General features: G+C 71.2%; 25 protein-coding genes. 13 read left to right on the forward strand and 12 right to left on the reverse strand.

The window, feature by feature from the left end:
• Positions 1–32 precede the first annotated feature (32 nt).
• The gene (locus AB6V31_RS10870) at positions 33–197 is read left to right on the forward strand and encodes a hypothetical protein (RefSeq protein WP_176786390.1); all 165 of its coding nucleotides are present in this window, start codon (positions 33–35) and stop codon (positions 195–197) included.
• Between the two features lie 9 nt (positions 198–206).
• Here AB6V31_RS10870 and AB6V31_RS10875 read toward each other — a convergent pair whose 3' ends face one another.
• From AB6V31_RS10875 to AB6V31_RS10890, 4 genes are read right to left on the reverse strand one after another with little or no spacing between them, the layout of a single operon-like run.
• Positions 207–1,130 (reverse strand): nucleoside hydrolase, encoded by a 924-nt coding sequence (locus tag AB6V31_RS10875; RefSeq protein WP_369365625.1) that lies wholly within the window; start codon positions 1,128–1,130, stop codon positions 207–209.
• Positions 1,127–1,960 carry a ribokinase gene (locus AB6V31_RS10880; protein WP_369365721.1) on the reverse strand — a complete coding sequence of 278 codons (834 nt, stop codon included), beginning with the start codon at positions 1,958–1,960 and terminating at the stop codon, positions 1,127–1,129. Before AB6V31_RS10880 ends, AB6V31_RS10875 begins: the two co-directional genes overlap by 4 nt.
• 15 nt (positions 1,961–1,975) lie before the next feature.
• On the reverse strand, positions 1,976–2,461 hold the full coding sequence (locus tag AB6V31_RS10885; protein ID WP_268104337.1) for a hypothetical protein: 486 nt from the start codon (positions 2,459–2,461) through the stop codon (positions 1,976–1,978).
• Between the two features lie 7 nt (positions 2,462–2,468).
• Positions 2,469–3,494, reverse strand: a complete 1,026-nt coding sequence (locus tag AB6V31_RS10890) for an FUSC family protein (RefSeq protein WP_369365628.1) — start codon at positions 3,492–3,494, stop codon at positions 2,469–2,471.
• 376 nt (positions 3,495–3,870) lie between these two features.
• On the opposite strand from AB6V31_RS10890, the gene AB6V31_RS10895 reads away from it, so the two are divergent.
• A complete protein-coding gene (locus AB6V31_RS10895) occupies positions 3,871–4,335 on the forward strand; it encodes a DUF3817 domain-containing protein (protein WP_144785607.1) in 465 nt (154 codons plus the stop codon).
• A gap of 16 nt (positions 4,336–4,351) precedes the next feature.
• Here AB6V31_RS10895 and AB6V31_RS10900 read toward each other — a convergent pair whose 3' ends face one another.
• The 4 genes from AB6V31_RS10900 to AB6V31_RS10915 all read right to left on the reverse strand — a co-directional run bounded on the left by AB6V31_RS10900 (position 4,352) and on the right by AB6V31_RS10915 (position 7,144).
• Positions 4,352–4,921, reverse strand: coding sequence for a hypothetical protein (locus tag AB6V31_RS10900; RefSeq protein ID WP_369365630.1), 570 nt, complete (start codon positions 4,919–4,921; stop codon positions 4,352–4,354).
• Between the two features lie 76 nt (positions 4,922–4,997).
• Positions 4,998–6,101 carry a class I SAM-dependent methyltransferase gene (locus AB6V31_RS10905; protein ID WP_369365633.1) on the reverse strand — a complete coding sequence of 368 codons (1,104 nt, stop codon included), beginning with the start codon at positions 6,099–6,101 and terminating at the stop codon, positions 4,998–5,000.
• 53 nt (positions 6,102–6,154) lie between these two features.
• Positions 6,155–6,304 (reverse strand): hypothetical protein, encoded by a 150-nt coding sequence (locus AB6V31_RS10910; protein ID WP_164481596.1) that lies wholly within the window; start codon positions 6,302–6,304, stop codon positions 6,155–6,157.
• A 24-nt stretch (positions 6,305–6,328) separates the two neighbouring features.
• A complete protein-coding gene (locus AB6V31_RS10915) occupies positions 6,329–7,144 on the reverse strand; it encodes an EI24 domain-containing protein (RefSeq protein ID WP_056228793.1) in 816 nt (271 codons plus the stop codon).
• 103 nt (positions 7,145–7,247) lie between these two features.
• Here AB6V31_RS10915 and AB6V31_RS10920 point away from each other — a divergent pair, with 103 nt between their 5' ends.
• From AB6V31_RS10920 to AB6V31_RS10935, 4 genes are all read left to right on the forward strand, one after another.
• Positions 7,248–8,078, forward strand: coding sequence for a hypothetical protein (locus AB6V31_RS10920; protein ID WP_268104331.1), 831 nt, complete (start codon positions 7,248–7,250; stop codon positions 8,076–8,078).
• Positions 8,079–8,165: 87 nt separating this feature from the next.
• Positions 8,166–10,682 carry an ATP-dependent Clp protease ATP-binding subunit gene (locus AB6V31_RS10925; RefSeq protein ID WP_369365635.1) on the forward strand — a complete coding sequence of 839 codons (2,517 nt, stop codon included), beginning with the start codon at positions 8,166–8,168 and terminating at the stop codon, positions 10,680–10,682.
• A 235-nt stretch (positions 10,683–10,917) separates the two neighbouring features.
• Positions 10,918–11,799, forward strand: a complete 882-nt coding sequence (locus tag AB6V31_RS10930; RefSeq protein WP_074696736.1) for an LLM class flavin-dependent oxidoreductase — start codon at positions 10,918–10,920, stop codon at positions 11,797–11,799.
• Entirely contained in the window at positions 11,796–12,572 is a 777-nt protein-coding gene (locus AB6V31_RS10935; RefSeq protein ID WP_369365637.1) for an LLM class flavin-dependent oxidoreductase, read from the forward strand. Before AB6V31_RS10930 ends, AB6V31_RS10935 begins: the two co-directional genes overlap by 4 nt.
• Positions 12,573–12,594: 22 nt before the next feature.
• On the opposite strand, the gene AB6V31_RS10940 is transcribed toward AB6V31_RS10935, so the two are convergent.
• Positions 12,595–13,086 (reverse strand): N-acetyltransferase family protein, encoded by a 492-nt coding sequence (locus AB6V31_RS10940; RefSeq protein ID WP_369365639.1) that lies wholly within the window; start codon positions 13,084–13,086, stop codon positions 12,595–12,597.
• A gap of 63 nt (positions 13,087–13,149) precedes the next feature.
• Here AB6V31_RS10940 and AB6V31_RS10945 point away from each other — a divergent pair, with 63 nt between their 5' ends.
• Together AB6V31_RS10945 and AB6V31_RS10950 are read left to right on the forward strand one after the other, a co-directional pair.
• Positions 13,150–13,755, forward strand: coding sequence for a DUF1349 domain-containing protein (locus AB6V31_RS10945; RefSeq protein ID WP_369365641.1), 606 nt, complete (start codon positions 13,150–13,152; stop codon positions 13,753–13,755).
• A 36-nt stretch (positions 13,756–13,791) separates the two neighbouring features.
• Positions 13,792–14,199, forward strand: a complete 408-nt coding sequence (locus AB6V31_RS10950; protein ID WP_268104323.1) for a hypothetical protein — start codon at positions 13,792–13,794, stop codon at positions 14,197–14,199.
• A gap of 9 nt (positions 14,200–14,208) precedes the next feature.
• On the opposite strand, the gene AB6V31_RS10955 is transcribed toward AB6V31_RS10950, so the two are convergent.
• A complete protein-coding gene (locus tag AB6V31_RS10955) occupies positions 14,209–15,858 on the reverse strand; it encodes an ATP-dependent DNA helicase RecQ (protein WP_369365644.1) in 1,650 nt (549 codons plus the stop codon).
• A gap of 203 nt (positions 15,859–16,061) precedes the next feature.
• Between AB6V31_RS10955 and AB6V31_RS10960 the strand changes: the two genes are divergently transcribed.
• Together AB6V31_RS10960 and AB6V31_RS10965 are read left to right on the forward strand one after the other, a co-directional pair.
• On the forward strand, positions 16,062–17,609 hold the full coding sequence (locus AB6V31_RS10960; protein WP_369365722.1) for an ATP-dependent DNA ligase: 1,548 nt from the start codon (positions 16,062–16,064) through the stop codon (positions 17,607–17,609).
• Positions 17,610–17,613: 4 nt separating this feature from the next.
• Positions 17,614–18,240: a hypothetical protein gene (locus AB6V31_RS10965; RefSeq protein WP_074696748.1), complete on the forward strand. Its 627-nt coding sequence runs from the start codon at positions 17,614–17,616 to the stop codon at positions 18,238–18,240.
• Between the two features lie 10 nt (positions 18,241–18,250).
• Here AB6V31_RS10965 and AB6V31_RS10970 read toward each other — a convergent pair whose 3' ends face one another.
• Both AB6V31_RS10970 and AB6V31_RS10975 read right to left on the reverse strand, forming a co-directional pair.
• Entirely contained in the window at positions 18,251–19,111 is an 861-nt protein-coding gene (locus tag AB6V31_RS10970; protein ID WP_056228758.1) for an NYN domain-containing protein, read from the reverse strand.
• A gap of 47 nt (positions 19,112–19,158) precedes the next feature.
• Positions 19,159–20,142 (reverse strand): Gfo/Idh/MocA family protein, encoded by a 984-nt coding sequence (locus AB6V31_RS10975; RefSeq protein WP_369365647.1) that lies wholly within the window; start codon positions 20,140–20,142, stop codon positions 19,159–19,161.
• A gap of 110 nt (positions 20,143–20,252) precedes the next feature.
• Between AB6V31_RS10975 and AB6V31_RS10980 the strand changes: the two genes are divergently transcribed.
• The 3 genes from AB6V31_RS10980 (at position 20,253) to chvE (ending at position 24,186) form a co-directional block, all read left to right on the forward strand.
• A complete protein-coding gene (locus AB6V31_RS10980) occupies positions 20,253–21,575 on the forward strand; it encodes a M20/M25/M40 family metallo-hydrolase (RefSeq protein ID WP_369365649.1) in 1,323 nt (440 codons plus the stop codon).
• 152 nt (positions 21,576–21,727) lie between these two features.
• On the forward strand, positions 21,728–22,753 hold the full coding sequence (locus AB6V31_RS10985; RefSeq protein ID WP_074696849.1) for a LacI family DNA-binding transcriptional regulator: 1,026 nt from the start codon (positions 21,728–21,730) through the stop codon (positions 22,751–22,753).
• Between the two features lie 329 nt (positions 22,754–23,082).
• Positions 23,083–24,186, forward strand: a complete 1,104-nt coding sequence (chvE, locus tag AB6V31_RS10990) for a multiple monosaccharide ABC transporter substrate-binding protein (protein ID WP_081349887.1) — start codon at positions 23,083–23,085, stop codon at positions 24,184–24,186.
• Positions 24,187–24,319: the final 133 nt, after the last annotated feature.

The following is a 24,319-nucleotide window of genomic DNA, read 5'->3' on the forward strand; positions in this document are numbered from 1 at the left end:
TGACCCCGGCCGACGCTCGTACCCTGGACACCATGGCCGACGACGAGCACGACGATCAGGAACAGCGCGCCCTCCGCTCGATCGAGGCCATCAACGCGGGCGCCGACATCGGCGACGAGGCGTTCCGGCTCGCGAACGAGTTCACCGACCGCCACACGTCGCGGTTCACGGCGTGGCTGAAACGCCGCCGCCGCTAGAGCGAAGCCTCAGGCGGGCCACTCCCGCGACTCGAGCCGCTCCAGCAGCACCTCGGCCGCCGAGCCCTCCATGGCGCGGACCCAGCGCTGCGTCTCGGACCCGCTGCCCGACACCGTCCGCCCACGTTCGCCGCGTTCGAGCCGCACGTCGACGTGGCCCGACGCGACGCTGACTCCGCGCAGCGCCCCCGCGGCCACCATCGCGGCGAGCGGGTCGTGCAGCGCGCAGCGCCGATCAGGGAAGACCCCGGCGTAGAAGTCGAGGTAGTGCGGCAGCATCCGCGCGAGCGCCTGCGGCACGGCACCGGGGATCGCTTCGAGACGCACGAGGTCGGCGGCATCCAGGGTCTGCGTCATCGTGACGTCGAGGGGGACGAGGGTGGTGTCCCAGTCCTGCGCGAAGACGAGGGCCGCGGCCTCGGGGTCGTTGTGGATGTTCGCCTCGGCCCACGCCGTGACGTTGCCGGAGTGGGCGAAGGCGCCGCCCATGACGACGAGGCGGTCGAACAGGGCGACTCCCGGTGCCTCGGCGTAGGCCGCGAGGTTCGTCAGGGGCCCCAGGGCGAGGACGGTGAGGTCCGGATGCCGCGACGCCAGGTGGTCGATGAGCTCGACCGCCGCGCGGGCATCGTGCGCGCGGGCCGCGGCGCTCAGCGCGATGCCGCCGAGGCCGTCGTCCCCGTGCACGTGCGGCGCACCCCCGGCGTACGCGCGGGCGCGGAAATCATGGGCGCCGATCGCGACCGGGATGTCGTCCTCGCCGGCGAGCTCGAACAGCGAGAGGGTGTTGGCGGCCGCGCGGGCGGCATCCGTGTTCCCCGAAACGGTCGTCACGCCCACGACCTCGACCGAGGGCTCGGCCAGCAGGTACGCGAGGGCGAGGGCGTCGTCGATGCCGGTGTCGCAGTCGACGAGGATCGGGCGGCGGCTCATGCGGGGACTCCGTACGTGTCGAGGGCGGCGAGTGCCGGTTGCGAGGCGTCGTCGGCCACGGCGGCCGAGCCCACCGCGCAGGCGCGCGCGAGGGCATCGGCTTCGTCGTCGCCGCGAAGAAGCCCGACGACGAGGGCCGCGCAGAACGCGTCTCCTGCGCCGACGGTGTTGCGGACGGTGGTCGGCACCCCGGCGGCCGAGGCGACGAGCTCGCCCCGGCGGGAGAGTCGCGCGCCCTCGGCGCCCAGCGTGACGCACAGCAGGGGCGCGTCGTGCACCTCGGGCAGCTGCGCGTACTCGGTCTCGTTGACGATCACGAGATCACACCGCTCGAGGACGTCGGCCGGAAGCGGGCGGGCGGGGGCGGCATTGACCGCGAGGAACCCGGCTGCGCGTGCGGCGGCCGAGACCACGGCATCCGACACCTCCAACTGCAGCAGCACCGCCGCTCCCGGTTCGATGCCGAGCGCGTCCGCGTCGATCGCGGCGTTCGCCCCGGCGCAGACGACGATCGAGTTCTCGCCCGTCGCGTCGACGACGATCAGGGCGGTGCCGGTCGCGGCATCCGCGGTCTGCACGCCCGAGGCATCGACTCCGATCGATGCGAAGCGGTCCCGGATGCCGAGGCCCTCGGCGTCATCGCCGACGGCGCCGATGAGCCGGACGTCGGCGCCGAGGCGGGCAGCGGCGACCGCCTGGTTCGCGCCTTTGCCGCCCGGGCCGCGGTCGAGGACGCCGTCGGCGACCGTTTCGCCGGGGCCGGGGGAGCGCTGGACGCGAGCCGTGAGGTCGACGTTGATCGCGCCGACGACGGTGAGCTGAGCAGTGATGAGGAAGCCTTCCGGTCAGTGAAGCAGGAGCTTCGCGACGATGAGCAGCGCCGAGACGAGAGCCGCCCCCACGGCGGTGATCACGACGACGAGGGGAGAGTAGCCGCGCAGGCGCGCGCCGGCGGTGGCGACGACCACGAGGTAGGTCATGGCCACGCCCACGCCCCACAGCAGGGCGGTGGCGAGGCCCACTCCGGAGGCGACGAGCAGAACCACCACCAGCAGGGGCAGGAAAGTCACCGACACCATGGGCGCGCTCACCCGCATGTGGTGGCGGAAGATCTTCGACGGCCGGTCGGCCGAGGTGTCGCCGAGCGTGTACGCGAAGACGTGGGTGGCGAAATACACGACGTTCGTCAGCGCGACCACGAGGATCACGTCGCTCAGGTCGGCTTCGCCGAGACCAATGAGGGTGGATGCCGAGACGAGGGCGCCGTAGCAGCCCGCGCTGATGCGTTCGGCGGTGTCGGTGGAGAGACGGCGCTGTCGATCGGTGTCCATGTCGGGCTCAGCTTCTCGCGGATCGGCGTCGCAGCCCCGCAGACACGATGGCGACGATCGTTCCGACGGCGACACCGATGACCGTCTCGATCACGCGGTCGCGCAGCAGCATCTCCGGGGCGACGGGCGAGGCGAGCGACACCATGAGCAGGGCGAGCGGAGTGATGAAGAGCATCGCGATGCCGTAGTTGCGCCCCACGAACAGCTCGGCACCCGCCTGCAGGGCCACCGCGACCAACAGCACGACCCACGGCGGCAGGTCGAGGGCGAGAAGACCCGCGGCGATCAGCACGCCCAGTAACGTCCCGACGAGCCGCTGCACGCCGCGGATGAGTCGGGCCGTGACGTGTGCCCCGCCGACGGCCGCGACGGCGCCGACCATCGCCCAGTACCAGTGGGTGCCCACCAGGAGGGCTCCGGCCACTCCCGCGAGGAGGGCTGCGACGCCGACGGTCGCCGTCATCTCCCACGCCACCGAGCCGATCGGCGGGCGCGTGCGCGCCGGGCGTCGCCACGAACCGCGGCGCGCGAGGATGAAGACCGTCGTCACGAGCATGCTCCACATCACGCTCGCGCCCCCGACGAGGATGACGGTGAGGAACGTCTCGGCCGTGGCCGGGAAACTCGCGGTGGCTCCCGCGGCGAAGACGGCGAAGAGGGCGCCGGGCGGATGCCACTGGGCTCGGTACGCGAAGAGGGTGACGACCGCCGCGAGCAGGGCGACGACGGCGACGCTGGCAAGGGCCGGGGTCGCGAGCGCGGACAGAGCGGTGCCGACGAGCATGCACGACACGAGGACGGCGCCCGCTACGGACTGCATGCGGACGCGTGTGCGGGGCAGGTCGGTCCGCCCGTAGAGCGCGGCGAAAGCTCCGAAGCTCGCGTACACGCTGAGGTCGAGCCGGCCGAGTGCCAGAAGTACGAGGAGCGGGATGCCGACACTCAGCACGGCGCGGACGGCGACGCGGTGATCCCCGCGGTGCGGCCCCACGCGGATGACCCCGGTCCACACGCGTCCCCGGGATTCCGCCACCCCCTCAGCCTACGCGTCGCGATTGCGGCCGCCGTCCGTCTTGCGGGACGGGCGCAGCGGGGCCGCGACGCATCCGGGCTGGGCGAGGGGCTCACGCGCCTCGGGCGGATGCGCGAGAGTGTTCCGCGGCGTCAAGGGAGTGGCATCCCTCCCTCGATCTGATGGGGTGGGGAGATGGATGCCGAACGTGAGAAGCCCCCGATCGAGCCCGGCCCGGAGCCCGACACGTCTACCGCGGCCGAGGGGTCCACGTCGGATCCGACTCTCGACGGGGACGATCAGCCGATCGAATGACCTTTCGACGTCGAACGGTGCGCCGGTGAGCGGGGAGGCCTTTCCGTAGGGTGGGAAGCCCCCGACCCGAACGAGGAGAGACGTGTTCCGCACGCCCCTGACCCTGTTTCGCACCCTCGCGATCGCCGAGGCGATCTCGTGGACGCTTCTGATCGGCGGGTTGATTCTTCGCGCCGTCGCCGACCTTCCCATCGCGGTGTCGATCGGGGGTGGCATCCACGGCTTCGTGTTCCTCGCCTACGGGGCCACCGCCGTCCTCGTGGCGCTGAACCAGCGCTGGGGCCTCGGGCCGACCGCGCTCGCGGTGGTGAGCGCCGTCATCCCCTACGCCACGATCCCCACCGAGATCTGGCTGCACCGCACCGGACGCCTCCGCGGGGCGTGGCGGCTCGACGACAGCGGCGACCCGCGCGATCGACGGCCGCTCGACCGTTTGCTGCGGTTCTTCCTCCGCCGGCCCTGGGCGCTCGCGCTGGTGCTCGTCGCGCTGGTGGTGGTCGTGTTCGTCGTGCTGTTGGTCGTGGGTCCTCCCGGCGGCAAGGGCTGACACCGCACGGTGAGCCTCAGCGCACGAGGATGCGCACGCTCGCCGGAACGATGCGGCACGTGGCGGTGAAGGTCTCGACCGACCCGGAGAGGCTCGCCGTGGCGCGGCCCACCCCGAGGAAAGCGACCGTCCCGTCGTGCGCATGCACGCTGGGCGAGCGGTCGGAGAAGTGGCGCATCTCTCCACCCGCGTGACTCGCGAACGCGAGGTCGAGTTCGACGGCGACGATCGGTCCCGTCTCGGAACTCACCCGCCAGTCGATCGCGGCCAGCCCGCCGCCGCGACTCGTCATCGTCAGCGTCGCCGACCCGCATTCCTCGCCACCGACGAGCTCGGTGCGCAGGGGCTGCGACGCGGGTGTCGAGTCGGCGCCGCACAGGCCGATGCCGTGCAGTCGGGCGTAGCCGCGACCGTTGTCCGTGATGCTCGAGCAGTCCGCGAGCAGGGGCGCCGTGAGGGCGTCGGACAGGGGATCGGCGCGCACGGACGGCGACGCGGGGGCGACGGCCGCCGACGCTCCCGTCGCGAGCACCGCCGCGAGGGCAGCGACGAGGGAGAGCAGCGGAGCAGCGGTTCGGATCCGCACGGCGCACCTCCTCGTCGACGTCAGACGGAATCTACGCCGGGAACAGCGCGCTCGCCACGGGTCGACGGGAGGCGGGTCAGCGTTTGGTCGACACCGTGACCGTGAACTTGCGGTCGCGAGCGACCTGACGGGTCGGGCCCACGAGTCGCTCGAGAGCGGGGCGGTACTGCAGCGACGAGTTCCACACGGTCCAGAGCTCACCGCCGTGGGCGAGCACCCGAGCCGCGTCGGCGAACATCCGGGGAGCGAGACCCTCGTTGATGGCGGATCCCGCGTGGAACGGCGGATTCAGCGCGATGAACGACGCCGTGGCATCCGGCTGCCCCCTCAAGACGTCGTCGCGGACGACGCTCACGCGATCGGACACCCCGTTGGCCTCGGCGGTGGCCCGGGCGGACGCGACCGCGATCGCCGATTGATCGCACGCGATGACCCGGAGGGAGGGATGCCGCGTCGCCAGGGCCGCGGCGACCACTCCCGTCCCGCACGCCAGGTCGATCGCCTCACCGCCGCGCGGCGACGGGAGGTGGGCGAGCAGCAGCCGCGTGCCGATGTCGATCGATGCGCCCGCGAAGGCGCCGCCGAAAGCGCGGACCGCGATGCCGTCGACCTCGGCGCTCTCGGGGACGGGCTCGGCGCCGTCGTGGGGGCCGCGCGCGACGAGGACCCGCGACTTCTGCCGCGCATGCGTGACGTCGAGCCGGGTGAAGAACCGTCGCAGCACGTCGTTCATCGACGGAGTCATGTGCTTCAGGCGACCGCCGGCGTACACGATGACCTCGGGGTGCGCATGAACGGCGATCAGCCCGGCGATGTCCGAGAGAGCGTGGAGCGACCGGGGGAGCCGCAGGAGGACGACCCGCGCCCCGGTGAGAAGCGCGGTATCGAGCGGGTGCGAGACGAAGGACTCCTCGAGCCCGGTGTCGCGGGCGTTGAGCGCGAGGGCTTCCTCGCCCAGCAGTTCGTCTTGATGGACCCGGATGCCGCGACCTCCGGCATCCGCTGACGCCAGCGTGAGCGCCCCGTAGGAGTCGCCGATCACGACGAGCTCGTCATCGCCGACCTGGGCTCGGGCGTCCGCTGACTCGTCGAGGATCAGGCGGTCGGCGGCGTCGACCGCCAGGAGATCGGGGCCCTCGAGATCGGGGCGGCGACGCAGGGCGTCGAACGAGAAAGGCACCGGTCCACGCTACCCGGGGGTGACGTGGACCGGTGCCGATCCGAGTTGCGGGCTCAGCGGGTGCCGAAGTGGAACGGCAACGCCAGGGAGGCCGAGACGAGGATGATGCCGAGCGCGAAGAACAGCGCGGGGGCGGCAAGCGAGAACGAGATGCCGGTCAGCAGCATGCCGCCGACGAACAGGATGAGCGAGACGATGAACATGAGGATCCCTTCGGTCGCTCCAGGCTATCGTGCCGAGTCCGCGCGCCGGTTCGCCGGCGGGGTGGGTTGCGCCGTCGCGGGAACGGCGTCGCGAACGGCGGGATGCGGCCGTGGCGTGACTCCCAGGGCGGCGTGCGCCCACAGCGTGCTGCCGGCGACGGCCGCGGGCATGACCGCGACCGCCCCCAGCGGCACGAGGAAGCACAACTGCGTCGCCACCCCGAACCCGAGGGCACGCGCGCGATGGGTGCGCAGCAGTCGGCGGCGCGCCTGTCTGTCGAGGCCACGCGCCGAGAGCGCACGCGAGGTGAGCTCGTCGGCCAGCAGCCAACCGGTCAGGACCACGCCGGTGACGAAACCCAGGACGCCCCCGACGAAGGGGATGAGTCCGATGAGCCACGCGAGGGCGGCCGCCAGGATGCCGCGGAGGATGAGCCGGACGCTGTCGCCGACGGCCCTCCAGAACCCGTACTCCGCGTCGGGGACCGTGCCGGTCGCGCTCCTCTCGGTCGCCCGCCAGATGCGGTCGTAGAAGGGCTCGCCCACGGCGAGGGTGACGGCCGTGAACGACACGATCACCACGAGGACCGCGGCGCCGAACGAGGCCACGCCGATCGCGGTGCGCAGGGCGCCGGCCCAGAACGGCATCCAGGCGTCGGCGAACGGCGTCCAGTCGTCGACGAGGCCCGGGAGGACGAGACCCCACGTCACGAGGGCGGCGCCGAAGACCAGACCGACCAGGGTTCCCGGAATGAGCCCGAGCGCCATCGCGCCGGGCGTCCGGCGCCATTGACCGAGGCCGCGTGCCAGCAGGGCCGCTCCGGCGAGGAATTCGCGCATGCCGGGATTCTGGCAGACGCCTCCGACATCGGCGGAGGCGGTTGCGTCCGGTTCGCCGGCCCCGTCCCGTCGCGATGTCGGAGAGGGATGCCAGGATGCCGCTATGCGCATCCGCACCACCTCGACGCAGCGCACCTACCGGTACGTGCGATTGGGCCTGATCGGCGCGACGGCCCTTCTGGCAATCGGGGTGGGGCTGGAACTGCTGAGCGGCGAGGGATTGCCGTCCGTCAGCGCGGCCTACTACACCCCCGCGGGTCCAATCTTCGTCGGCTCGTTGACCGCGATCGCCCTCGCGCTGCTCGCCCTGTCGGGTCGGAGCCTCGAGCAGGGCCTGCTCGACATCGCCGCGGTACTGGCCCTCGCGATCGCCTACGTGCCGACGACCGTCTCGTCGGGTGCCTGTCTCGACGCGGCGCGGTGCGTGCCGCCCGCGGTGCGGCCGACCGTGGCGAACAACGCCGTGGCGGTGGCATCCGTGGTCCTGCTCGGGGTGATCGCGGCGGCGATCCTCGCCCGGGTGCAGAGCACCGCGAGTGCCGGGGTGGCGGCGACGATCGGGGTGGTCGTCGTGATCGTCGCCGGAGGGGCGACGTGGGCGCTGATCGCGCCCGAGGCGTTCTTGGCGGGGGCGCACCAGATTGCGGCGGTCGCCTTCTTCGTGCTGATCGCAGCGGTGGCGGCGGTGGCGGCCTGGCGACCGCGGCGGACCGGGCGCCTTCGCCGAGGGGTGCGCATCGCGTATGCGACCGTGGCCGTCGGGATCGTGGTGACCCTCGTTCTGCTCGTGGTCGGCGTGATCTCGGGGCTCGAGCGCGCGGGTGTCCCGGTGGTGCTCGTGGGGGAGTCGGTGGCCCTGGCGCTCTTCGCGGTGTTCTGGCTCGTGCAGACGGTGGAGCTGTGGAACGAGGCCGACCCGACGCTGCGGGAATAGACCCGGGACCCCCGCGTTGAACTTGATACGACGGCGCTCAAGAAGCAAACTTGAGCGAACCGCACTCACGTATCTCAGGAGACGGAATTGCCCGAAGACTTCACCCCCGGCGACGGCGCCCAGTCGTTCGACGAGTTCCTCGCCCGCTACCTCGCGGGCGAGCAGGCGCGCGCCGAGCGCTCCATCGACCTCAGCCGATTCCTCAGCGCCCGCACCCAGGATGCCCTCCAAGAGGCCGGCCGCTTCGCGCTCGGCCGCGGTCAGCGCGAGCTCGACGCCCTGCACGTGCTCCACGTCCTGGTCGGACGATCGCCCGCGAAAGAGGCCGTCGCCCGACTCGGCGCCGACCCAGCCGCCATCGCCCGCGCGGCCGAGAGCCGCCTCCCCGCGGCGGCGACCCCCGCGAACGTCGACGGCGCCGTCGTCGCCGGCTCCGTGCAGCGCGCGCTCTTCCACGCCTTCCAGGTCGCGCGTGCCGCGGGCTCGACCTACGTCGACCCCGACCACCTCTTCTTCGCGCTCGTGCTCGCGCAGGACGCGCCCGCCGGGCAGATCCTCGCTCAAGCCGGCGTCACCGCCGAGGCCCTCACCCAGGGGGTGCGCGAGACCGTCATGGGCGGCGAGCAGGACGAGATGACCGGGGAGTCGGCATCCGTCACCCCGAACCTCGACCGTTTCGGCACCGACCTCACCTCCCGCGCGGCGGCTGGCGAACTCGACCCGGTCATCGGTCGCTCCGACGAGATCGAGCAGACCATCGAGATCCTCAGCCGTCGCACCAAGAACAACCCGGTGCTGATCGGCGAGGCCGGCGTCGGCAAGACCGCCGTCGTCGAAGGTCTCGCCCGCGCGATCGTCGCGAACGAGGTTCCCGAGCAGCTGCGCGAGACCCGCGTCGTCTCGCTCGACCTCGCCGCGATGCTCGCGGGCGCCCGCTACCGCGGCGACTTCGAAGAGCGCCTCACGCAGACGATGGACGAGATCGCGGCCTCCGACAAGCTCGTCGTCTTCATCGACGAGGTGCACACGCTCGTCGGCGCCGGTGGCAGTGGCGACGGATCGATGGACGCCGGCAACATCCTCAAGCCCCGCCTCGCCCGCGGCGACGTGCACCTGATCGGTGCGACGACCCTGCGCGAATATCGCACGATCGAGAAGGACCCCGCCCTCGAGCGGCGCCTGCAACCCGTGCGCGTGGGGGAGCCCTCGATCACGGATGCCGTGGAGATCCTGCGCGGACTCCGCTCGGCGTACGAGGAGCACCACGCCGTCACCTACACTGACGACGCCCTGCGCGCCGCGGTCGAGCTCAGCGACCGGTACCTGCCCGATCGCGTGCTGCCCGACAAGGCCATCGACCTGATCGACCAGGCCGGGGCGCGACTACGCCTGCGCCTCGGTGTGGCGGTCGACACCTCGTCGCTGCTCGAGCGTCTCGCGACCCTCGAGGCCGACAAGAACGCCGCCGTCTCGGCCGAGCACTACGAAGAAGCCTCGCGCCTGCGCGACGAGATGGTCACCGTGCAGCAGCGACTCGACGAGGCGACCAGCGGCCCGCGCGCCGCCGCCGTCGTCGACGAGCCCGAGATCGCCGCGGTGATCAGCCGGGCCACCGGCATCCCCGTCGCACGCCTCACCGCCACCGAGCGGGGCCGCCTGGCCGACCTCGAGGCCGAGCTGCACGCTCGCGTGATCGGTCAGGACGACGCGGTCGCCGCCGTCGCCAAGGCCGTGCGTCGCAACCGCACGGGCATGGGCGACGAGAACCGCCCGGTCGGGTCGTTCCTGTTCCTCGGCCCCACCGGCGTCGGCAAGACCGAGCTGGCGAAGGCCCTGGCCGGGTCGCTCTTCGACGACGACGGCGCCGTGATCCGCTTCGACATGAGCGAGTTCGGCGAGCGGCACACCGTGTCGCGTCTGATCGGCGCCCCTCCCGGATACGTCGGCTACGACGAGGCCGGCCAGCTCACGGAGCGCGTGCGCCGTAATCCCTACGCCGTCGTGCTGTTCGACGAGATCGAGAAGGCCCACCCCGATGTGTTCACCCTGCTGCTGCAGGTGCTCGACGACGGCCGCCTGACCGATGGCCAGGGGCGCACGGTCGACTTCCGGAACACCGTCATCGTGATGACGTCCAACCTGGGCGCCGAGTTCCTGGCATCCCGGTCGGGGGCCATCGGCTTCACCACCACGGGGCGCGAGTTCGCCGACGACGACCTGCGCGACCGCGTGATGGGCAAGCTGCGCGAGGCGATGCGGCCGGAGTTCCTCAACCGCATCGACGACATCGTGCTGTTCCGCAAGCTCGAGAAGGCGCAGCTGCGCCAGATCGTGCGTCTGCTGCTGAACGCGACCTCGCGCCGGCTCGCCTCTCGCGAGGTCACGCTCGAGGTGACGGATGCCGCGATCGACCGTCTCTCCGAGGTCGGCTACGAGCCCGAGTACGGTGCGCGGCCGCTGCGCCGCGTCATCCAGCGCGAGGTCGACGACCGCATCGCCGACCTGTTCGTCTCGGGTGAGTTGAGCGATGGGCGAGCGGTGACGGTGGATGCCACTGCCGCGGGCTTCAGCGTCTCGGCCGCCGTGCAGGCGCTCGCCGCGTAGAACGATGAGATGAACGCCCCGGGGCTTCGGCTCCGGGGCGTTCGCCGTGCGCGCGGACTGTTCGCCCTCGAGCGGACGCACACGTGACGAGGACGTATACGTTCGGCGAGGACGCACCCGGTCGGCCGCGCTCTTCTACGTCCTCGACGAACGAATGCGGTTTCGGCATGTGCAAGGACCTGCGACCCGCGTGCTGTCGCGCCCCGATGTCCGAGGTTGGCGGCAGAGTAGAACCATGAGTCGTATCGGCACGATCTTCAGCCCGTACCCGCATCCGCCCGAGCAGCTGCGCGACGCCGCGCGCGCGGCCGAAGACGCCGGTGTCGAAGAACTCTGGCTCTGGGAGGACTGCTTCCGCTCCTCGGCCTGGGCCGCGGCCGCCGCGGCGCTCGCCGTGACGGATCATCTGCGCATCGGCGTCGGTATCGCCCCGCTTCCGCTGCGCAACATCGCCGCTTCGGCCATGGAGGTCGCCACGATCGAGCGCATGTTCCCCGGTCGCCTTCTTCCCGGCTTCGGTCACGGTGTGCAGGACTGGATGCGACAGGTCGGGGCGAAAGCCGCGTCTCCCTTGACGCTCATGCGTGAGCACCTGCCCGCGCTGCGTTCCCTGCTCGCGGGCGAGACCGTCACCACGGAGGGACGTTACGTGAGACTCCGCGACGTCTCCCTCGACTGGCCGCCCGCCCAGGCTCCCCTCGTCTATGCCGCCGCCGAAGGGCCCAAGACTCTGAGCCTCGCCGGCGCCGTGGCCGACGGGGTGGTGCTCGACAGTCGGCACACCGTCGCCGAGATCGCCACCGCCGTGCAGACCGTGCAGGCCGGGCGCGCAGAAGCCGGTCGAGAAGGCCGCGCCGACATCGTCGCGTACGTGCTGACCGCGTTCGGTCCCGATGCGCGAGAGCGCGCGACGGCGGTCATGTCCGATCGCGAGGACGCGACCGACCGCGTGCTCGCGGGATCGGTGGGCGAGGTCGCCGAGGGCGTTGCGCGCTTCCAAGCGGCGGGCGTCGACGACGTCGTGCTGCTGCCGACCGACGACGTCGATCTCGCCGCGTTCTTCTCGGCCGTCGGCCAGGTCGCTCAGGCTGTTCCCCACGCGGGAGGCGTGTCGTGACGCGAGGAACCGTTTCGCTGGGTCTCGCCGGCTCCCTGGGCCCCGACGCCGTCGCCCGGATCGCCCCGGTCGTCGAGAGCGCCGGCTTCGACACGCTGTGGATCAACGACACCCCCGACGGCGACGCCCTGGCGGCGCTGGCGGCCGCAGCGCGCGTGACCGACCGGCTCCGTCTCGCGACCGGGGTCGTGCCCGTCGACCGCAGACCCGCCGAGGCGATCGCCGCCGACGTGGCATCCCTGGCTCTTCCCCTCGACCGTCTCACGCTCGGCATCGGCTCGGGCATGGCCAAACAGGGGGCTCTCGCCCGGGTGACCGAGGCCGTCTCGGTGCTGCACGAAGCCGGGGTGCCGCGCGTTCTCGTCGGGGCCTTGGGCCCCAAGATGCGACGAACGGGCGTCGAGCTCGCCGAGGGCGTCTTGCTCAACTGGGTGCCTCCGATCGAGGCCCGCAATCAGGCCGAGGTGCTGCACGCGATCGCGCCGGACGCGCACATCGCCGTCTACGTGCGCACGGCAATCGCCCCCGCGGCGCGCGAACGGCTCGAGGCGGAGATAGCCCGATACGCCTCGTTCCCGAACTACGCCGCGAACTTCGAGCGGATGGGGGTGGATGCCGCAGACACGACGATCCGCGACGTCACCGAGCTGGGGGATGCTCTCGAGGCCTACACCGCGGCTGTCGACGAGGTCGTGCTGCGGGCGATCGTGGCGGAGGACACCGTCGAGGCGTATGTCGACTTCGCGAGGAGGACGGCGCCGTCGCCGCGCTGAGCATGACCCGCGATCGACGCGGTCAGCGCACCAGGCGCACCGTGCGGGGGATCGGGCCGAACGACGACTCCGCGCCGTCGGGACGGAACCCGTTGCGGAGATAGAACGCGTGAGCGCGCGGGTTGTCCGCCGCGACCCACAGCGACGCGGGCCGGTCCCTGAGGACCGCGTCGAGCAGCGCCTGGCCCGCTCCGCTCCCGTGCGAGGACTCGACGACGTAGAGCATCTGCAGTTCCTCGGGGCGGACCGCGTCCGCCCCCGGGGTGAGGTGCGTCGCGGCGAAGCCCACGATGGACCCGTCGGCGTCGGCGACGACGACGTTCAGCTCCTCTTCCTCGAGTGAGGAACGCCACATCCCGATCCGGCGCCCGACATCGAACCACGGGTTCGTGTCGGGATCGTCGACGAACCGTCCGTAGGTCTCGCGCCACGACTGGGCGTGCACGGTCGCGATCGCGACCGCGTCGGCCGGGATCGCGGGTCGGATCCGGAGGGTCGCGCGCGATCGTTCCATGACGCGAGTCTAGGAACACCGCCCGATGGGGTCCGCGCGAGGCGCGCTGGATAGTCTCCCCTCATGACGCTGTCGCTTCCCGACCTTCCCGAGCTGCACTGGACCGGCGTCGAGGGCGACGCCCGCGTCGACGCTCGCGGCGCGTTGACGCTGACATCCCGGGGCGGGGTCGACTGGACGAACGACGCGACCGGCGGTCCGGCCCAGCACGCCGCGACCGCCTTGGCCTTCGCGGCTCCCGACGGAGATTTCACCCTGTCGGCCCGGGTGCGCGTGACGGGGGAGCGCTCGACCTTCGACGCCGGAGCGCTCGCGCTGTGGTCGGGTCCGCAGAGGTGGGCGAAGGTCTGCAACGAGTTCTCACCCCAGGGCGACAGCATGGTCGTGAGCGTCGTGACGAACGACTTCTCCGACGACGCCAACGGCGCGGTCTTCGCGACCGACGCGGTCTTCCTGCGAATGGCTCGTGTCGGGGCGGCCTTCGCGTTCCACTACTCGCTCGACGGCGAGTCCTGGCCCTTCCTGCGCGTGTTCCGTCTGGACGCCGACCCCTCGACCCTCTCGGTCGGCTTCCTGGCTCAGGCGCCGATGGGACCCGGGGCGACCGCCGTGTTCGACGAGCTCCGGTTCGATCGCTCATCGCTCCGCGACCTGCGCGACCTGAGCTGAGGCCCCAGCCCCGCATACGGATGACAGACTGACCGGATGCCGCGTCGCACAGGTCTCACCGTCCGCTCCGTCGCCCGCGGGGCACTTGCCCTGCTGCTGGTCGGTGCCGGCGTCAGCCATGTCACGTGGGGTCGCCGTGGCTACCGGATCGTCGTTCCCGGGTGGGCGACGCGGCTGCTCCGCACCGACAAGGACGCCATCGTCGTGGCATCCGGGGCCGTCGAAGTGATCCTCGGCGTCGCTCTCGTCGCGTTGCCGCAGGAGCGGGGGCGCATCGGCGCGGCCATCGCCGCGTTCTTCGTCGCGGTGTTCCCCGGCAACGTGCACCAGTGGCGGACCGGGCGTTCAGCGCCCGGGTTGAACACCGACCGCTCGCGCTTCCTCCGACTGTTCCTCCAGGTGCCGCTCGTCGCATGGGCCTGGTGGTCGACGCGCCGGAGCTGACGGCCGCGCCTACGCCGCCTCGCCGAGCTCGAGGATGCCGTTCTCGAACGCCGCGCGGGCCAGCACCTTGTAGCCGTGGTCGGCGAAGAAGACCGTCAGTCGATCGTCCTCGATGGCCATGACCGTACCGGTACCGAACTCACCGTGTTCGACGGTGGAATCGATGTGGATGCCGCCGGACTCGGCGTCTTCGGTCGCCGGCTCGACCGGCACCACCGCGCCGGCGTCGCACCGGTCGCATGAGGCGCACTGACTCGGCGTCTCGACGCCGAAATACTCGAGCAGCGCCCGCCGTCGGCAGTGAGTCGTCTCCGCGTACCCGCGCATGATCTCGATGCGAGAGGCCCGGATGCGCTCTTCGGCCTCGTCGCGCTCGCGCACGGCGCTCACCGCGTCGCCCGCCGAGACCTTCGCAAGCGCCGACACTCCGTCGGGGCCCGACACGGCGAGCTCGCAGGCCACGAGCTGGTTCAGCACCCGGCCGATCGCCCGGACCGAGCGGCCGCTCTCGTCGGCGATGTCTTTCGCGCGCACCGGCGTGCTGGTCCGCTGCAGAACGTCCCAGACGCCCGCGATGTCGGCTCGTTTGGTGTGGCCGCCCGCGAAGAACGAGCGCAGCGAGAAGTCCTCGGCGCGGTAGTGCAGGATCGCCCGCGCGGGCTGCCCGTCGCGGGCGGCGCGTCCGATCTCCTGGGCGTACGAATCGAGCGACTCCGTGACATCGGCGTGCACGACCAGGCGCACGTCGCTCTTGTCCACTCCCATGCCGAACGCCGAGGTCGCCACCACCACGTCGAGCTCTCCCGCGCTCCACGCGGAGTGCACCTCGTCGCGCTTCTTCTGCGCCATGGCTCCGTGGTACGCCGCCGCCCGCAGGCCGAGTTCGCGGAGTTCTTCGGCGTAGGAGTCGGTACCCTTGCGCGTCGCCACGTACAGCAACGCCGGGCCGCCGGCATCCTGGACATCCGCCACGACCGCGCGGCGCTTGTCCGCGTCGTGCTCGTGCCGGCGGACGGCCATGTGGATCTCGGGACGATCCATGCCGCGCACCTCGAGGTGGGGCTCGCGCATGCCGAGGCTCGAGACAATGTCGTCGCGGACGGGAGCGGATGCCGTTGCGGTCAGCGCCAGCACCGGGGGATGGCCGAGGGCTTCGATGGCGTCGCCGATGCGCGCGTAATCGGGGCGGAAGTCGTGGCCCCACGCCGAGACGCAGTGGGCTTCGTCGATGACGACGAGGCGTACATCGGCCTTCGCGAGACGATCGAACACCTCGGCGTTGGCGAGCTGTTCGGGGGCGAGGAAGGCGTAGACGGCGTCGGGTCCCTCGATCGCGGCCCACGCGGCTTTCTTGGCGGCGGCGCCGGTGCGCGAGTTGAGCGCGACCGCGGCGGGGGCATCGGGGGCGGCGTCGATCGAGTCGATCTGGTCGCGCTGGAGGGCCAGCAGGGGCGAGATGACCACGGTGGTCCCGCCCAGCTCACATCCGGCGATCTGGTAGACCGCCGACTTGCCTGCTCCGGTCGGGAACACGACGAGAGTGTCGCGGCCGCTCACCACCGCGTCGATCGCCTCGGCCTGACCCGGCAGCAGGTCGTCCCATCCGAACACCTCACGGGCGGTGCGGGCGGACTGTTCGAGTGTGGCGGGAGCGTTCACGAAGCCTCATTCCTGGGGGAGGTCTCAGCACACCTCAGACCTCCGACATCGCCCCGGGGGTTGCGAGGGCGGCCCGGATCTGTTCTCGCGAGGGGGTGGCCGTGAAACGCTGAAGGTCTCCGAAAAGCGCCGTGGTCATGGCACTCGCGCGTGATCCGCACAAGCGTCCACCCGATGTCGGAGGGGGATGCCAGGATGCCGGCATGCTCTTCGGCGACATCGAGACCGCGCTCGCGACGGTGACGAACACGCGCTCGCGCCTGGCGAAGATTGAGGCCCTCGCGGCCCTTCTGCGCGGACTCGATCCCGAAGAGATCGAGCCCGCGGTGGGGCTTCTCACCGCGGCCCCGCGCCAGGGACGCCTCGGCGTGGGGTGGCGGACGCTCTCCGCCCGCGCCGGTGATCACGCCGACACCTCGAACCTGACGATCGGCGACGTCGACGACGCGTTCAGCGCGCTCACCGGGATCGGTGGGGCGGGTTCCGCGGCCGTCCGAACGCGCCTCCTCGACGACCTCGCGGGGCGCGCGACGGCGACGGAGTGGCACCTGCTCGTTCGCATCATGACGGGCGAACTGCGCACGGGCGCCCTCGAGGGAGTGCTCCTGGATGCCGTGGCCCGAGCCGCCGAGCGCGACGGTGCCCTGGTGCGTCGCGCCGCCATGCTGTCGGGGGATCTGGGTGGGACGACCCGCATCGCCCTGACCGGGACCCCCGAGGATCTCGCGGCGGTCGGGCTCGTGGTGGGGCGCGGCGTGCAGCCGATGTTGGCGTCTCCCGCGACGAGCGTCGCCGAGGCGATGGCCGTGACCGGCCGAGCCTCGGTGGAGTACAAACTCGACGGGGCCCGGGTGCAGGTGCATCGCCACGGCGACGAGGTGCGCGTCTTCACCCGCACACTCGCCGACATCACCCACCGGGTGCCCGAGATCGTCGAGGTGGCGCTCTCGCTCCCCGTCCACGACATCATCCTCGACGGCGAGACCCTCTCGCTCGACGAAGACGGCGGTCCTCGCCCGTTCCAGGACACGATGGCCCGCTTCGGCGCCGAGACGGCTCGAGAGATCGCCCTGCGCCCCTGGTTCTTCGACCTGATCCATCTCGACGGTCGCGACCTCGTCGACGAACCCCTCGCCACGCGCCTCGCCGAGCTCGAACGGGTGGCGGCGGAGCACCGCATCCCCGCCGTGCTCACGGACGACGTCGACGTCGCCGACGCCTTCGCGCGCGACGCTCTCGCCGCCGGCCACGAGGGAGTGATGGTGAAGGGGCTCGACGACCCCTATACCGCGGGGCGCCGCGGCAAAAGCTGGCTGAAGGTCAAGCCGGTGCACACCTTCGACCTCGTCGTCCTCGGGGTGGAGTACGGATCGGGCCGACGCTCCGGCTGGCTGTCGAACCTGCATCTCGGAGCGCGGGATCCACACGGCCGCTTCGGCGACCCGGGCAGCTTCGTGATGGTCGGCAAGACGTTCAAGGGACTGACGGACGAACTGCTGCAGTGGCAGACGGCGCACTTCGCCGAGAGGCAGACCGCAGACCTGCCGGGCGGCATCCGCGTGGCGCCCGACACCGTCGTCGAGATCGCGATCGACGGGGTGCAGCGGTCCGTGCGGTATCCGGGCGGCGTGGCGCTGCGCTTCGCCCGGGTGAAGACATACCGTTCGGACAAGACCGCGGCAGAGGCCGACACCATCGAGACCCTGCGCGCGTTGCTGCCCGGCGGCGGCGAAGCGGCGACGGAAGGATGAAGCCATGAGTCTGGCCCCCTGGCTCGACGGCGAGCTCGGCTACCGCAGTTTCGGAACCCCGGGAGCCCCGCGGGCCGTGTTCGTCCTGCGCACGGGCGATATCGCGACCACCGATCCCGATGCCCGCGTCACCTCGGGTTTCGACGTGCGGATCGTCGCGGTCGGCCTCGATGCGCCCGAGCTCGAGGACCCACCGGTCTTCGGTGGGCAGACCCCGGCCGGGCTGACGGTCGAGGCGCTGAAGGCGTTGCTCGAACGCGAAGCGCCCGGGGCGACCGTGGGAGTCGTCGGCGAAAGGGCCGCCGGACCGATCGCCCTCTACCTCGCCGCGGCGATGGGTGGTGTCGTCGATCGGGTCGCGATCGTCGGCGTCGAGAGCCCCTCCGACCCGCTGAGCCGCGACCTGCGGACCCCCCTGCTCGACGACCTCGCGGCCGAGGTGCTCGTCGTCGTGGGCGGCGACGGCCCCGCGGGGCGAAGCGATGCGACGTGGTACGTCGATCGCCTCCGCGCGGGCACCGCCGAGGTCGTCCATCCCGATGAGATCGGCTCGGTCGACGGTCAGGTCACGCTGACGTCGGTGTGGTCACGCGTGTTGGCGCACGTCGCCCCGGGCGCCGAACGCCGCTGAGGCCCGCCCCTCAGCCGCGCGCGACGGCCTTGACCTGCACGACGTTGGATTCTTCATCGACCTCGACGTGGTCGGTCTGCGCCTTCAAGAAGTCCGAGAAGCTGCGGAACCCGAGCGCCTTCTCGCTGAACGAGGGGTCGAGGCGCTTCATCAGGTCCTTCACGGCCGAGGCGTGCAGCCACTCGCCGTCGGCGCGCTCCGCCTCGAGCTGCATGGCGCGCTCGAGCAGGTCGACCGCCGGGTCCTTCGAGCGCTTGCGTGCGCGCGGCCGCGAGGGAGCGGCATCCTTCTTCGTCTCGGCGAGATTCGGGATGCCGGGGAGCGAGTCGTACGCGTCGAAGCGGTCGCACGCCGCGGCCAGGGACTTCGCCGTGGACCCGGCCACCCCGACCCCGACGACGTAGCGACCGAGCCGCTTGCAGCGCTGGGCGAGGGGAACGTAATCGCTGTCGCCGGCGACGATGACCACGTGCGACAGGTCGGGAAGGCGGAACATGTCCTCGACGGCATCCACCGCGAGTCGGATGTCGGCGCCGTTCTTGGCGTAGGCGGCGGCGGGGAACAGCTGCACCAGGTCGACGGCGCGCGCGACGAGCTGCGAGCGGTACTCGGCGTTCACCGGCGACGACCAGTCCGCGTAGGCCCGAGTCAGCACCAGGGTGCCGAAGGACGCGGCGTAATCGATCACCGCGCCGACGTCGATGGTCGCCTTGGTCAGGCGCTCGGCGATGTCGGGATCGGTCGGGTTCTCGGCGATCTTCTGCCGGTCGCGCGAGTAGGCGTTCCTCCCGTGCACGCGGTCGTACCAGGACATGACGATGTTGTCGAAGTCGAGGTAGACGGCGACGCGGGCGGTCTGGGTGTCGGGCATACGTCCAGTCTGACCCGTCGCGCCCGCGACCGGGTAGCCCTCGCCCCTCACCGTTCGCCGGGGTAGACCACGCCGATCTGGCGGCGCACCTCGTCGAGCACGCCCATGATCGCCACGGTCTCGTCGATCGACAGGATGTCGTGGGAGTCCGCTCCGGCGGCGACGAGACGCTCGGCGGCCTGGGCCTGGAACTGCATGCCGCGCCCCGGGACCTCGGCGGTGAACTCCTCGATCACGTCTCCGTCGGGCGAGACGACGCGGAACGAGGTCGGGGTGTACCAGACGCGGTCGATCTCGATGCGGGCCTCGGTTCCGACGATCTGCGCGACGTTCATCCCCGCTCCGCGCGACGACGACACACTGGTCGACAGGGCACCGCCCGCGTGGACGAAGCTGGTCGCCACTTCGGCGTCACTGCCTGCGTCGGACAGACGAGCCAGGGCGGTGATGCGCTCCGGCAGGCCGAGGACGTCGATCGCGAACGAGATCGGGTAGATGCCCAGGTCGAGCAGGGCGCCCCCGCCCAGCGCCAGATCGTTGAGGCGGTGCGCCGGGTCGGTGGAGATCTTCTGGGTGTGGTCGGCCGACACGACGCGGATCTCGCCGAGGGTGCCCGCGGCGAGGATCTCGCGGATACGCACCATGTGCGGCAGGTATCGGGTCCACATCGCCTCCATGGAGAGGAGACCCTTCTCGGCCGCTTTGTCGCGGATGGCCGCCGCCTCGGCGGCGTTGAGCGTGAACGGCTTCTCGACCAGCACGTGCTTGCCGTTGTCGAGGGCGAGCAGGGCGTTCTCGAGGTGCGCGGGGTGCGGGGTCGCGATATAGACGATGTCGACGTCCGGATCGGCGACCAGTTCTTCGTACGAGCCGTGCGCGTGCGCGATGTCGTACTGCTCGGCGAAGGCCCGAGCGCTGTCGATGCGGCGGGAGCCGACGGCGGTGACGTCGAGGCCCGCGGTGCGCAGGTCGGAGGTGAAGGCGTGGGCGATGCCGCCCGTCGCGAGGATGCCCCAGTGCAGTCCGGTCATGCGCTCCACCGTAGCGGCGCCCGCCGACATCGGCGTCGCGCGAGTCTCGAGGGGCCCCGGATGCCGGCATCCCGTGTCTCATGATGCCGGCATCGTCCTAGGCTCGTCGCATGACGGCCGTCGAGCGCTTCCGCGAGCTCCTGTCCATCCCGACGGTGTCGCGTGTCGACCCGGCGGAGGTCGACGATTCGGCCTTCGAAGACTTCCACGCGGCTCTCGAACGGCTCTATCCGCTCGTCCACGCGCGTCTCGAGCGAGAGGTGGTCGAGGGACGGTCGCTGCTCTACCGCTGGGCGGGGGAGAGCCCCGTCGAGCCCCTGGTGCTCCTCGCCCACCAGGACGTGGTGCCCGTGGACGGGCAGGAGTGGGGGCACCCGCCTTTCGCCGCCGACCTCGTCGGTGAGGAAGCGGAAGCGACGATCCATGCGCGCGGCGCGATCGACGACAAGGGGGCGCTCGTCGCGATCCTCGAGGCGGTCGAGGGGGCACTGGCCGAGGGGATCACGCCGCGAACCGACGTGTGGCTCGCCTTCGGGCACGACGAAGAGACGCGCGGCACCGGCGCCCGAGCGATGGCGGCGCTGCTGGCTGCGCGCGGCATCCGTCCCGCTCTGGTGCTCGACGAGGGGGGAGCGGTCGTCGAGGGCGCCGTCCCGGGGGTGGCTGCGCCCACGGCGATGATCGGTGTCGCTGAGCGCGGCGTCGCCACCTTCGACCTCGTGACCCGAGAGGCCGGCGGGCATGCCTCGACCCCGCCGCGCATGCCGGCGACGGCCCGATTGGCCCGCGCGATCGATCGCCTTCGCCGTCGCCCGTTCCCCCGACGACTTGTCCCGCCCGTCCGGGCCATGCTCGCCACGGCCGCATCGCACGCCGGGGAGCCCCTGGCGACGCTTTTCCGCCGCACGTCCGTGTCAGCGCCGGCCGTGACCGCGGCCCTGTCGCTCCTCGGTCCCGAGACCAATGCGCTCGTTCGGACCACGGCCGTCGTCACACGTCTCGAGGGCTCGGCGGGCGAGAACGTGCTCGCCACCTCGGCGCGCGCGAGCGTGAACGTGCGCCTGCTCACCGGCGACACGCTCGCCGATGTCTCGATCCACCTGCGCCGAGCGGTCGCCGACCCGCTCGTCGACATCGAGCTGCGCCACGGCGACGACCCCTCGCCGGTCTCGCCCTGGCAGGGGGAGGCGTGGAGGCGGCTGTCCCGCGCCGTCACAGACACCCTCGGCGCGGACATCGTCCCCCTGCCGTATCTCCAGCTCGGGGCCAGCGACAGCCGCTTCTACACGGGTCTCACCGACGCGGTGTACCGGTTCGCGCCGTTCCACCTCACGAGGTCCGAACGCGACGCGTTGCACGCTCCCGACGAGCGCATCCGCGTCGAGGTGTGGCTGCGTGGCATCCGGTTCTATCGCGCGCTGATCGAGGGCTGACGCGGGCCGAGACGACCGCGTGCGGAGGACCGCGAGGCCGCCGTTCCGCGCCGAAGGGGTGATTCTTCCTCCGCGGCGGGCGATTCTGCTGGCGTCGGTTATTCTCGTGTGACCGGTCACGCAACAGCGCGCGACCCGCAATGAGGCGGATGATGAGCGACACCGATACCCCGGAGGCTACGGGGCGTGCCCCGAGCATCCGCGACGTCGCCCGGCTCGCGGGAGTGTCGTACCAAACCGTCTCGCGGGTGATCAACAACAGCACTCAGCTCCGCCCCGAGACCGCGGCCAAGGTGCGCTCGGCGATCGCCGAGTTGAAGTTCGTCCCCAATCAGGCCGCGCGCGCCCTCGCCACGAGCCGCTCGCGCCTGATCGGTGTGCTGGGACCGCGAGCGACGACCCACGGCACCTCGGCGATGGTGCAGGCGATCGAGTCGGCGGCGCGGTCCGCCGGGTACCGCCTCACCCTCACGAACCTCGCCACCAGCGCCCCCGACGACGTGCGCTCCTCGATCGACCACCTCATGCAGCAGTCCATCGAGGGACTCATCGCCGTCGCACCGCAGACGCGGGTGGTGCCGATCCTCGACGAGCTCAAGCTGCCCGTTCCGGTGCAGATCGTCACCTCGACCGGCACCTCGACGACCCGCAACGACCAGAGCGCCGGGGCGCGAGCGGCCGTCCGCCACCTCATCGAGCTCGGGCATTCGCGGATCCTTCACATCGCGGGTCCGCGCGACTGGGTCGAGGCCGATCACCGCATGCGCGGGTATCTCGCCGAGATGGATGCCAACGACCTCTCGCCGCGTCCCCCCATCCTGGGCGACTGGACGGCGCAGTTCGGATTCGAGGCGGGCCTCGAGCTGCTGCGGACGGAGGATGCCACCGCGGTCTTCGCGGGCAACGACCATATGGCGCTCGGCTTCATGCATGCCGTCCGGGCCATAGGTCGCTCGGTGCCGGAGGACCTCTCGGTGGTCGGCTTCGACGACGTGCCCGAATCCGCCCACCTCTGGCCGCCGCTGACCACCGTCCGACAGGACTTCGTGGGTATTGGCACGCGTGCCGTCACCGACCTGCTGGCATCGCTCGGCGAGAGCGGTGACGACGGAGGCGTGGTCGAACCCGACCACCTCCGCCTCATCGTGAGGTCGTCGACGGCCCCGCCGCGGTCCTGATCCGCGACGCGCTCACGTCACGTTTCGGCAACGGCTGGACTTCGAGCGCGTCGGGACTTGACAGTCGTGCCGTGCTTGGAGGTAGCATCGCTCACACAATGTGAACGGTCACATGACCGGGTCACACGGCCGACGGGACTCGCTGCGGAGCGGATCCGTCGAGACGAAGACGTTTCGAACGACGCGGGTTGACCGCCTCGCCGAGGGCCTTTCGTTTCGCCCCCGAGACCGTGCGCCCGACCTGCGCCGTCAGCACTGCCCGCGGTGTGCTCCAGGGGGAGCGCCGCGACAAACACCCAATGGAGGGAACCAGAGTGAAGAAGCACAGCATGCTCAAGGCGATCGCGGGAGCGGGCGTCCTCGCGCTCGGCATCGGTCTCGCCGGTTGCGCCGGTGACCGTACCGGCGCCGGCAGCGGAGACTCGCAGGAGGCCGGCGGCACCATCGGTGTGGCCATGCCGACCCAGCAGTCGGAGCGATGGATCGCCGACGGCAACAACGTCAAGTCGCAGCTCGAAGAGCTCGGCTACCAGGTCGACCTGCAGTACGCGAACGACGACATCCCCACCCAGGTCTCGCAGATCGAGAACATGATCACCACGGGCGCCAAGGCCCTGATCGTCGCCTCGATCGACGGCACCACGCTCACCGACGTGCTGCAGCAGGCCAAGGACGCGAACATCCCCGTCATCGCGTACGACCGCCTCATCAACGGCACCGAGAACGTCGACTACTACACGACGTTCGACAACTACAAGGTCGGCGTCCAGCAGGCCACCTCGCTCCTGACCGGCCTCGGCGTCCTCGACGCCTCGGGCAAGGAGACCGGCGCCGCCGGCCCCTTCAACGTCGAGCTGTTCGCCGGTAGCCCCGACGACAACAACGCCACGTTCTTCTGGAACGGCGCGATGGACACCCTCAAGCCCTACATGGACAAGGGTGTGCTGAAGGTTCCCTCCGGCCAGACCGAGTTCGGCCAGGCGGCCATCCTCCGCTGGCTGCCCGAGACGGCGCAGAAGCGCATGGAGAACATCCTCACCGTCATCGGCGGCACCAAGCTCAACGGTGTGCTCTCGCCCTACGACGGTCTGTCGATCGGCATCATCTCGGCCCTCACCTCGGGTGGCTACTCGGCCAGCGACCTCCCCGTCATCACGGGTCAGGACGCCGAGGCCGGCTCGATCAAGTCGATCATCGCGGGTGAGCAGTACTCGACGATCTTCAAGGACACGCGCGAGCTCGCCAAGCAGGCCGTGACCATGGTCGACGACATCCGCAAGGGCGAGAAGCCCGAGGTCAACGACGAGAAGACCTACGACAACGGCAAGAAGGTCGTTCCCTCGTACCTCCTGCAGTCGACGATCGTCACGAAGGACAACTACAAGGAAGTCCTCATCGACAGCGGTTACTACACCGAGGCCGACCTGAAGTAATCCCCCGGAGGGGCTCCCCGTCCCTCCGCCCCGCCTCCGCCGCGGCCCCCCGGGTCGCGGCGGAGGCTCCTGCGGGTCCGCGGCATCCCGCGCCCGCCCCACATTCCGACCGGCCACGCGCCGGTTCTGCAAG

This window comes from Microbacterium sp. 16-032, from assembly GCF_041079455.1.
In the GTDB taxonomy this organism is placed as follows: domain Bacteria; phylum Actinomycetota; class Actinomycetes; order Actinomycetales; family Microbacteriaceae; genus Microbacterium; species Microbacterium testaceum_A.

What these genes read in the sequence shown, in the direction of transcription:
- AB6V31_RS10940 (WP_369365639.1), bottom strand. Translation starts at nt 13,086, where the DNA reads ATGGAACGATCGCGCGCGACCCTCCGGATCCGACCCGCGATCCCGGCC.
- AB6V31_RS10915 (WP_056228793.1), bottom strand. Translation starts at nt 7,144, where the DNA reads ATGCGCGAATTCCTCGCCGGAGCGGCCCTGCTGGCACGCGGCCTCGGT.
- AB6V31_RS10975 (WP_369365647.1), bottom strand. Translation starts at nt 20,142, where the DNA reads ATGACCGGACTGCACTGGGGCATCCTCGCGACGGGCGGCATCGCCCAC.
- chvE (WP_081349887.1), top strand. Translation starts at nt 23,083, where the DNA reads ATGCTCAAGGCGATCGCGGGAGCGGGCGTCCTCGCGCTCGGCATCGGT.
- AB6V31_RS10870 (WP_176786390.1), top strand. Translation starts at nt 33, where the DNA reads ATGGCCGACGACGAGCACGACGATCAGGAACAGCGCGCCCTCCGCTCG.
- AB6V31_RS10920 (WP_268104331.1), top strand. Translation starts at nt 7,248, where the DNA reads ATGCGCATCCGCACCACCTCGACGCAGCGCACCTACCGGTACGTGCGA.
- AB6V31_RS10980 (WP_369365649.1), top strand. Translation starts at nt 20,253, where the DNA reads ATGACGGCCGTCGAGCGCTTCCGCGAGCTCCTGTCCATCCCGACGGTG.
- AB6V31_RS10875 (WP_369365625.1), bottom strand. Translation starts at nt 1,130, where the DNA reads ATGAGCCGCCGCCCGATCCTCGTCGACTGCGACACCGGCATCGACGAC.
- AB6V31_RS10910 (WP_164481596.1), bottom strand. Translation starts at nt 6,304, where the DNA reads ATGTTCATCGTCTCGCTCATCCTGTTCGTCGGCGGCATGCTGCTGACC.
- AB6V31_RS10965 (WP_074696748.1), top strand. Translation starts at nt 17,614, where the DNA reads ATGAGTCTGGCCCCCTGGCTCGACGGCGAGCTCGGCTACCGCAGTTTC.
- AB6V31_RS10945 (WP_369365641.1), top strand. Translation starts at nt 13,150, where the DNA reads ATGACGCTGTCGCTTCCCGACCTTCCCGAGCTGCACTGGACCGGCGTC.
- AB6V31_RS10930 (WP_074696736.1), top strand. Translation starts at nt 10,918, where the DNA reads ATGAGTCGTATCGGCACGATCTTCAGCCCGTACCCGCATCCGCCCGAG.
- AB6V31_RS10985 (WP_074696849.1), top strand. Translation starts at nt 21,728, where the DNA reads ATGAGCGACACCGATACCCCGGAGGCTACGGGGCGTGCCCCGAGCATC.
- AB6V31_RS10960 (WP_369365722.1), top strand. Translation starts at nt 16,062, where the DNA reads ATGCTCTTCGGCGACATCGAGACCGCGCTCGCGACGGTGACGAACACG.
- AB6V31_RS10950 (WP_268104323.1), top strand. Translation starts at nt 13,792, where the DNA reads ATGCCGCGTCGCACAGGTCTCACCGTCCGCTCCGTCGCCCGCGGGGCA.
- AB6V31_RS10885 (WP_268104337.1), bottom strand. Translation starts at nt 2,461, where the DNA reads ATGGACACCGATCGACAGCGCCGTCTCTCCACCGACACCGCCGAACGC.
- AB6V31_RS10970 (WP_056228758.1), bottom strand. Translation starts at nt 19,111, where the DNA reads ATGCCCGACACCCAGACCGCCCGCGTCGCCGTCTACCTCGACTTCGAC.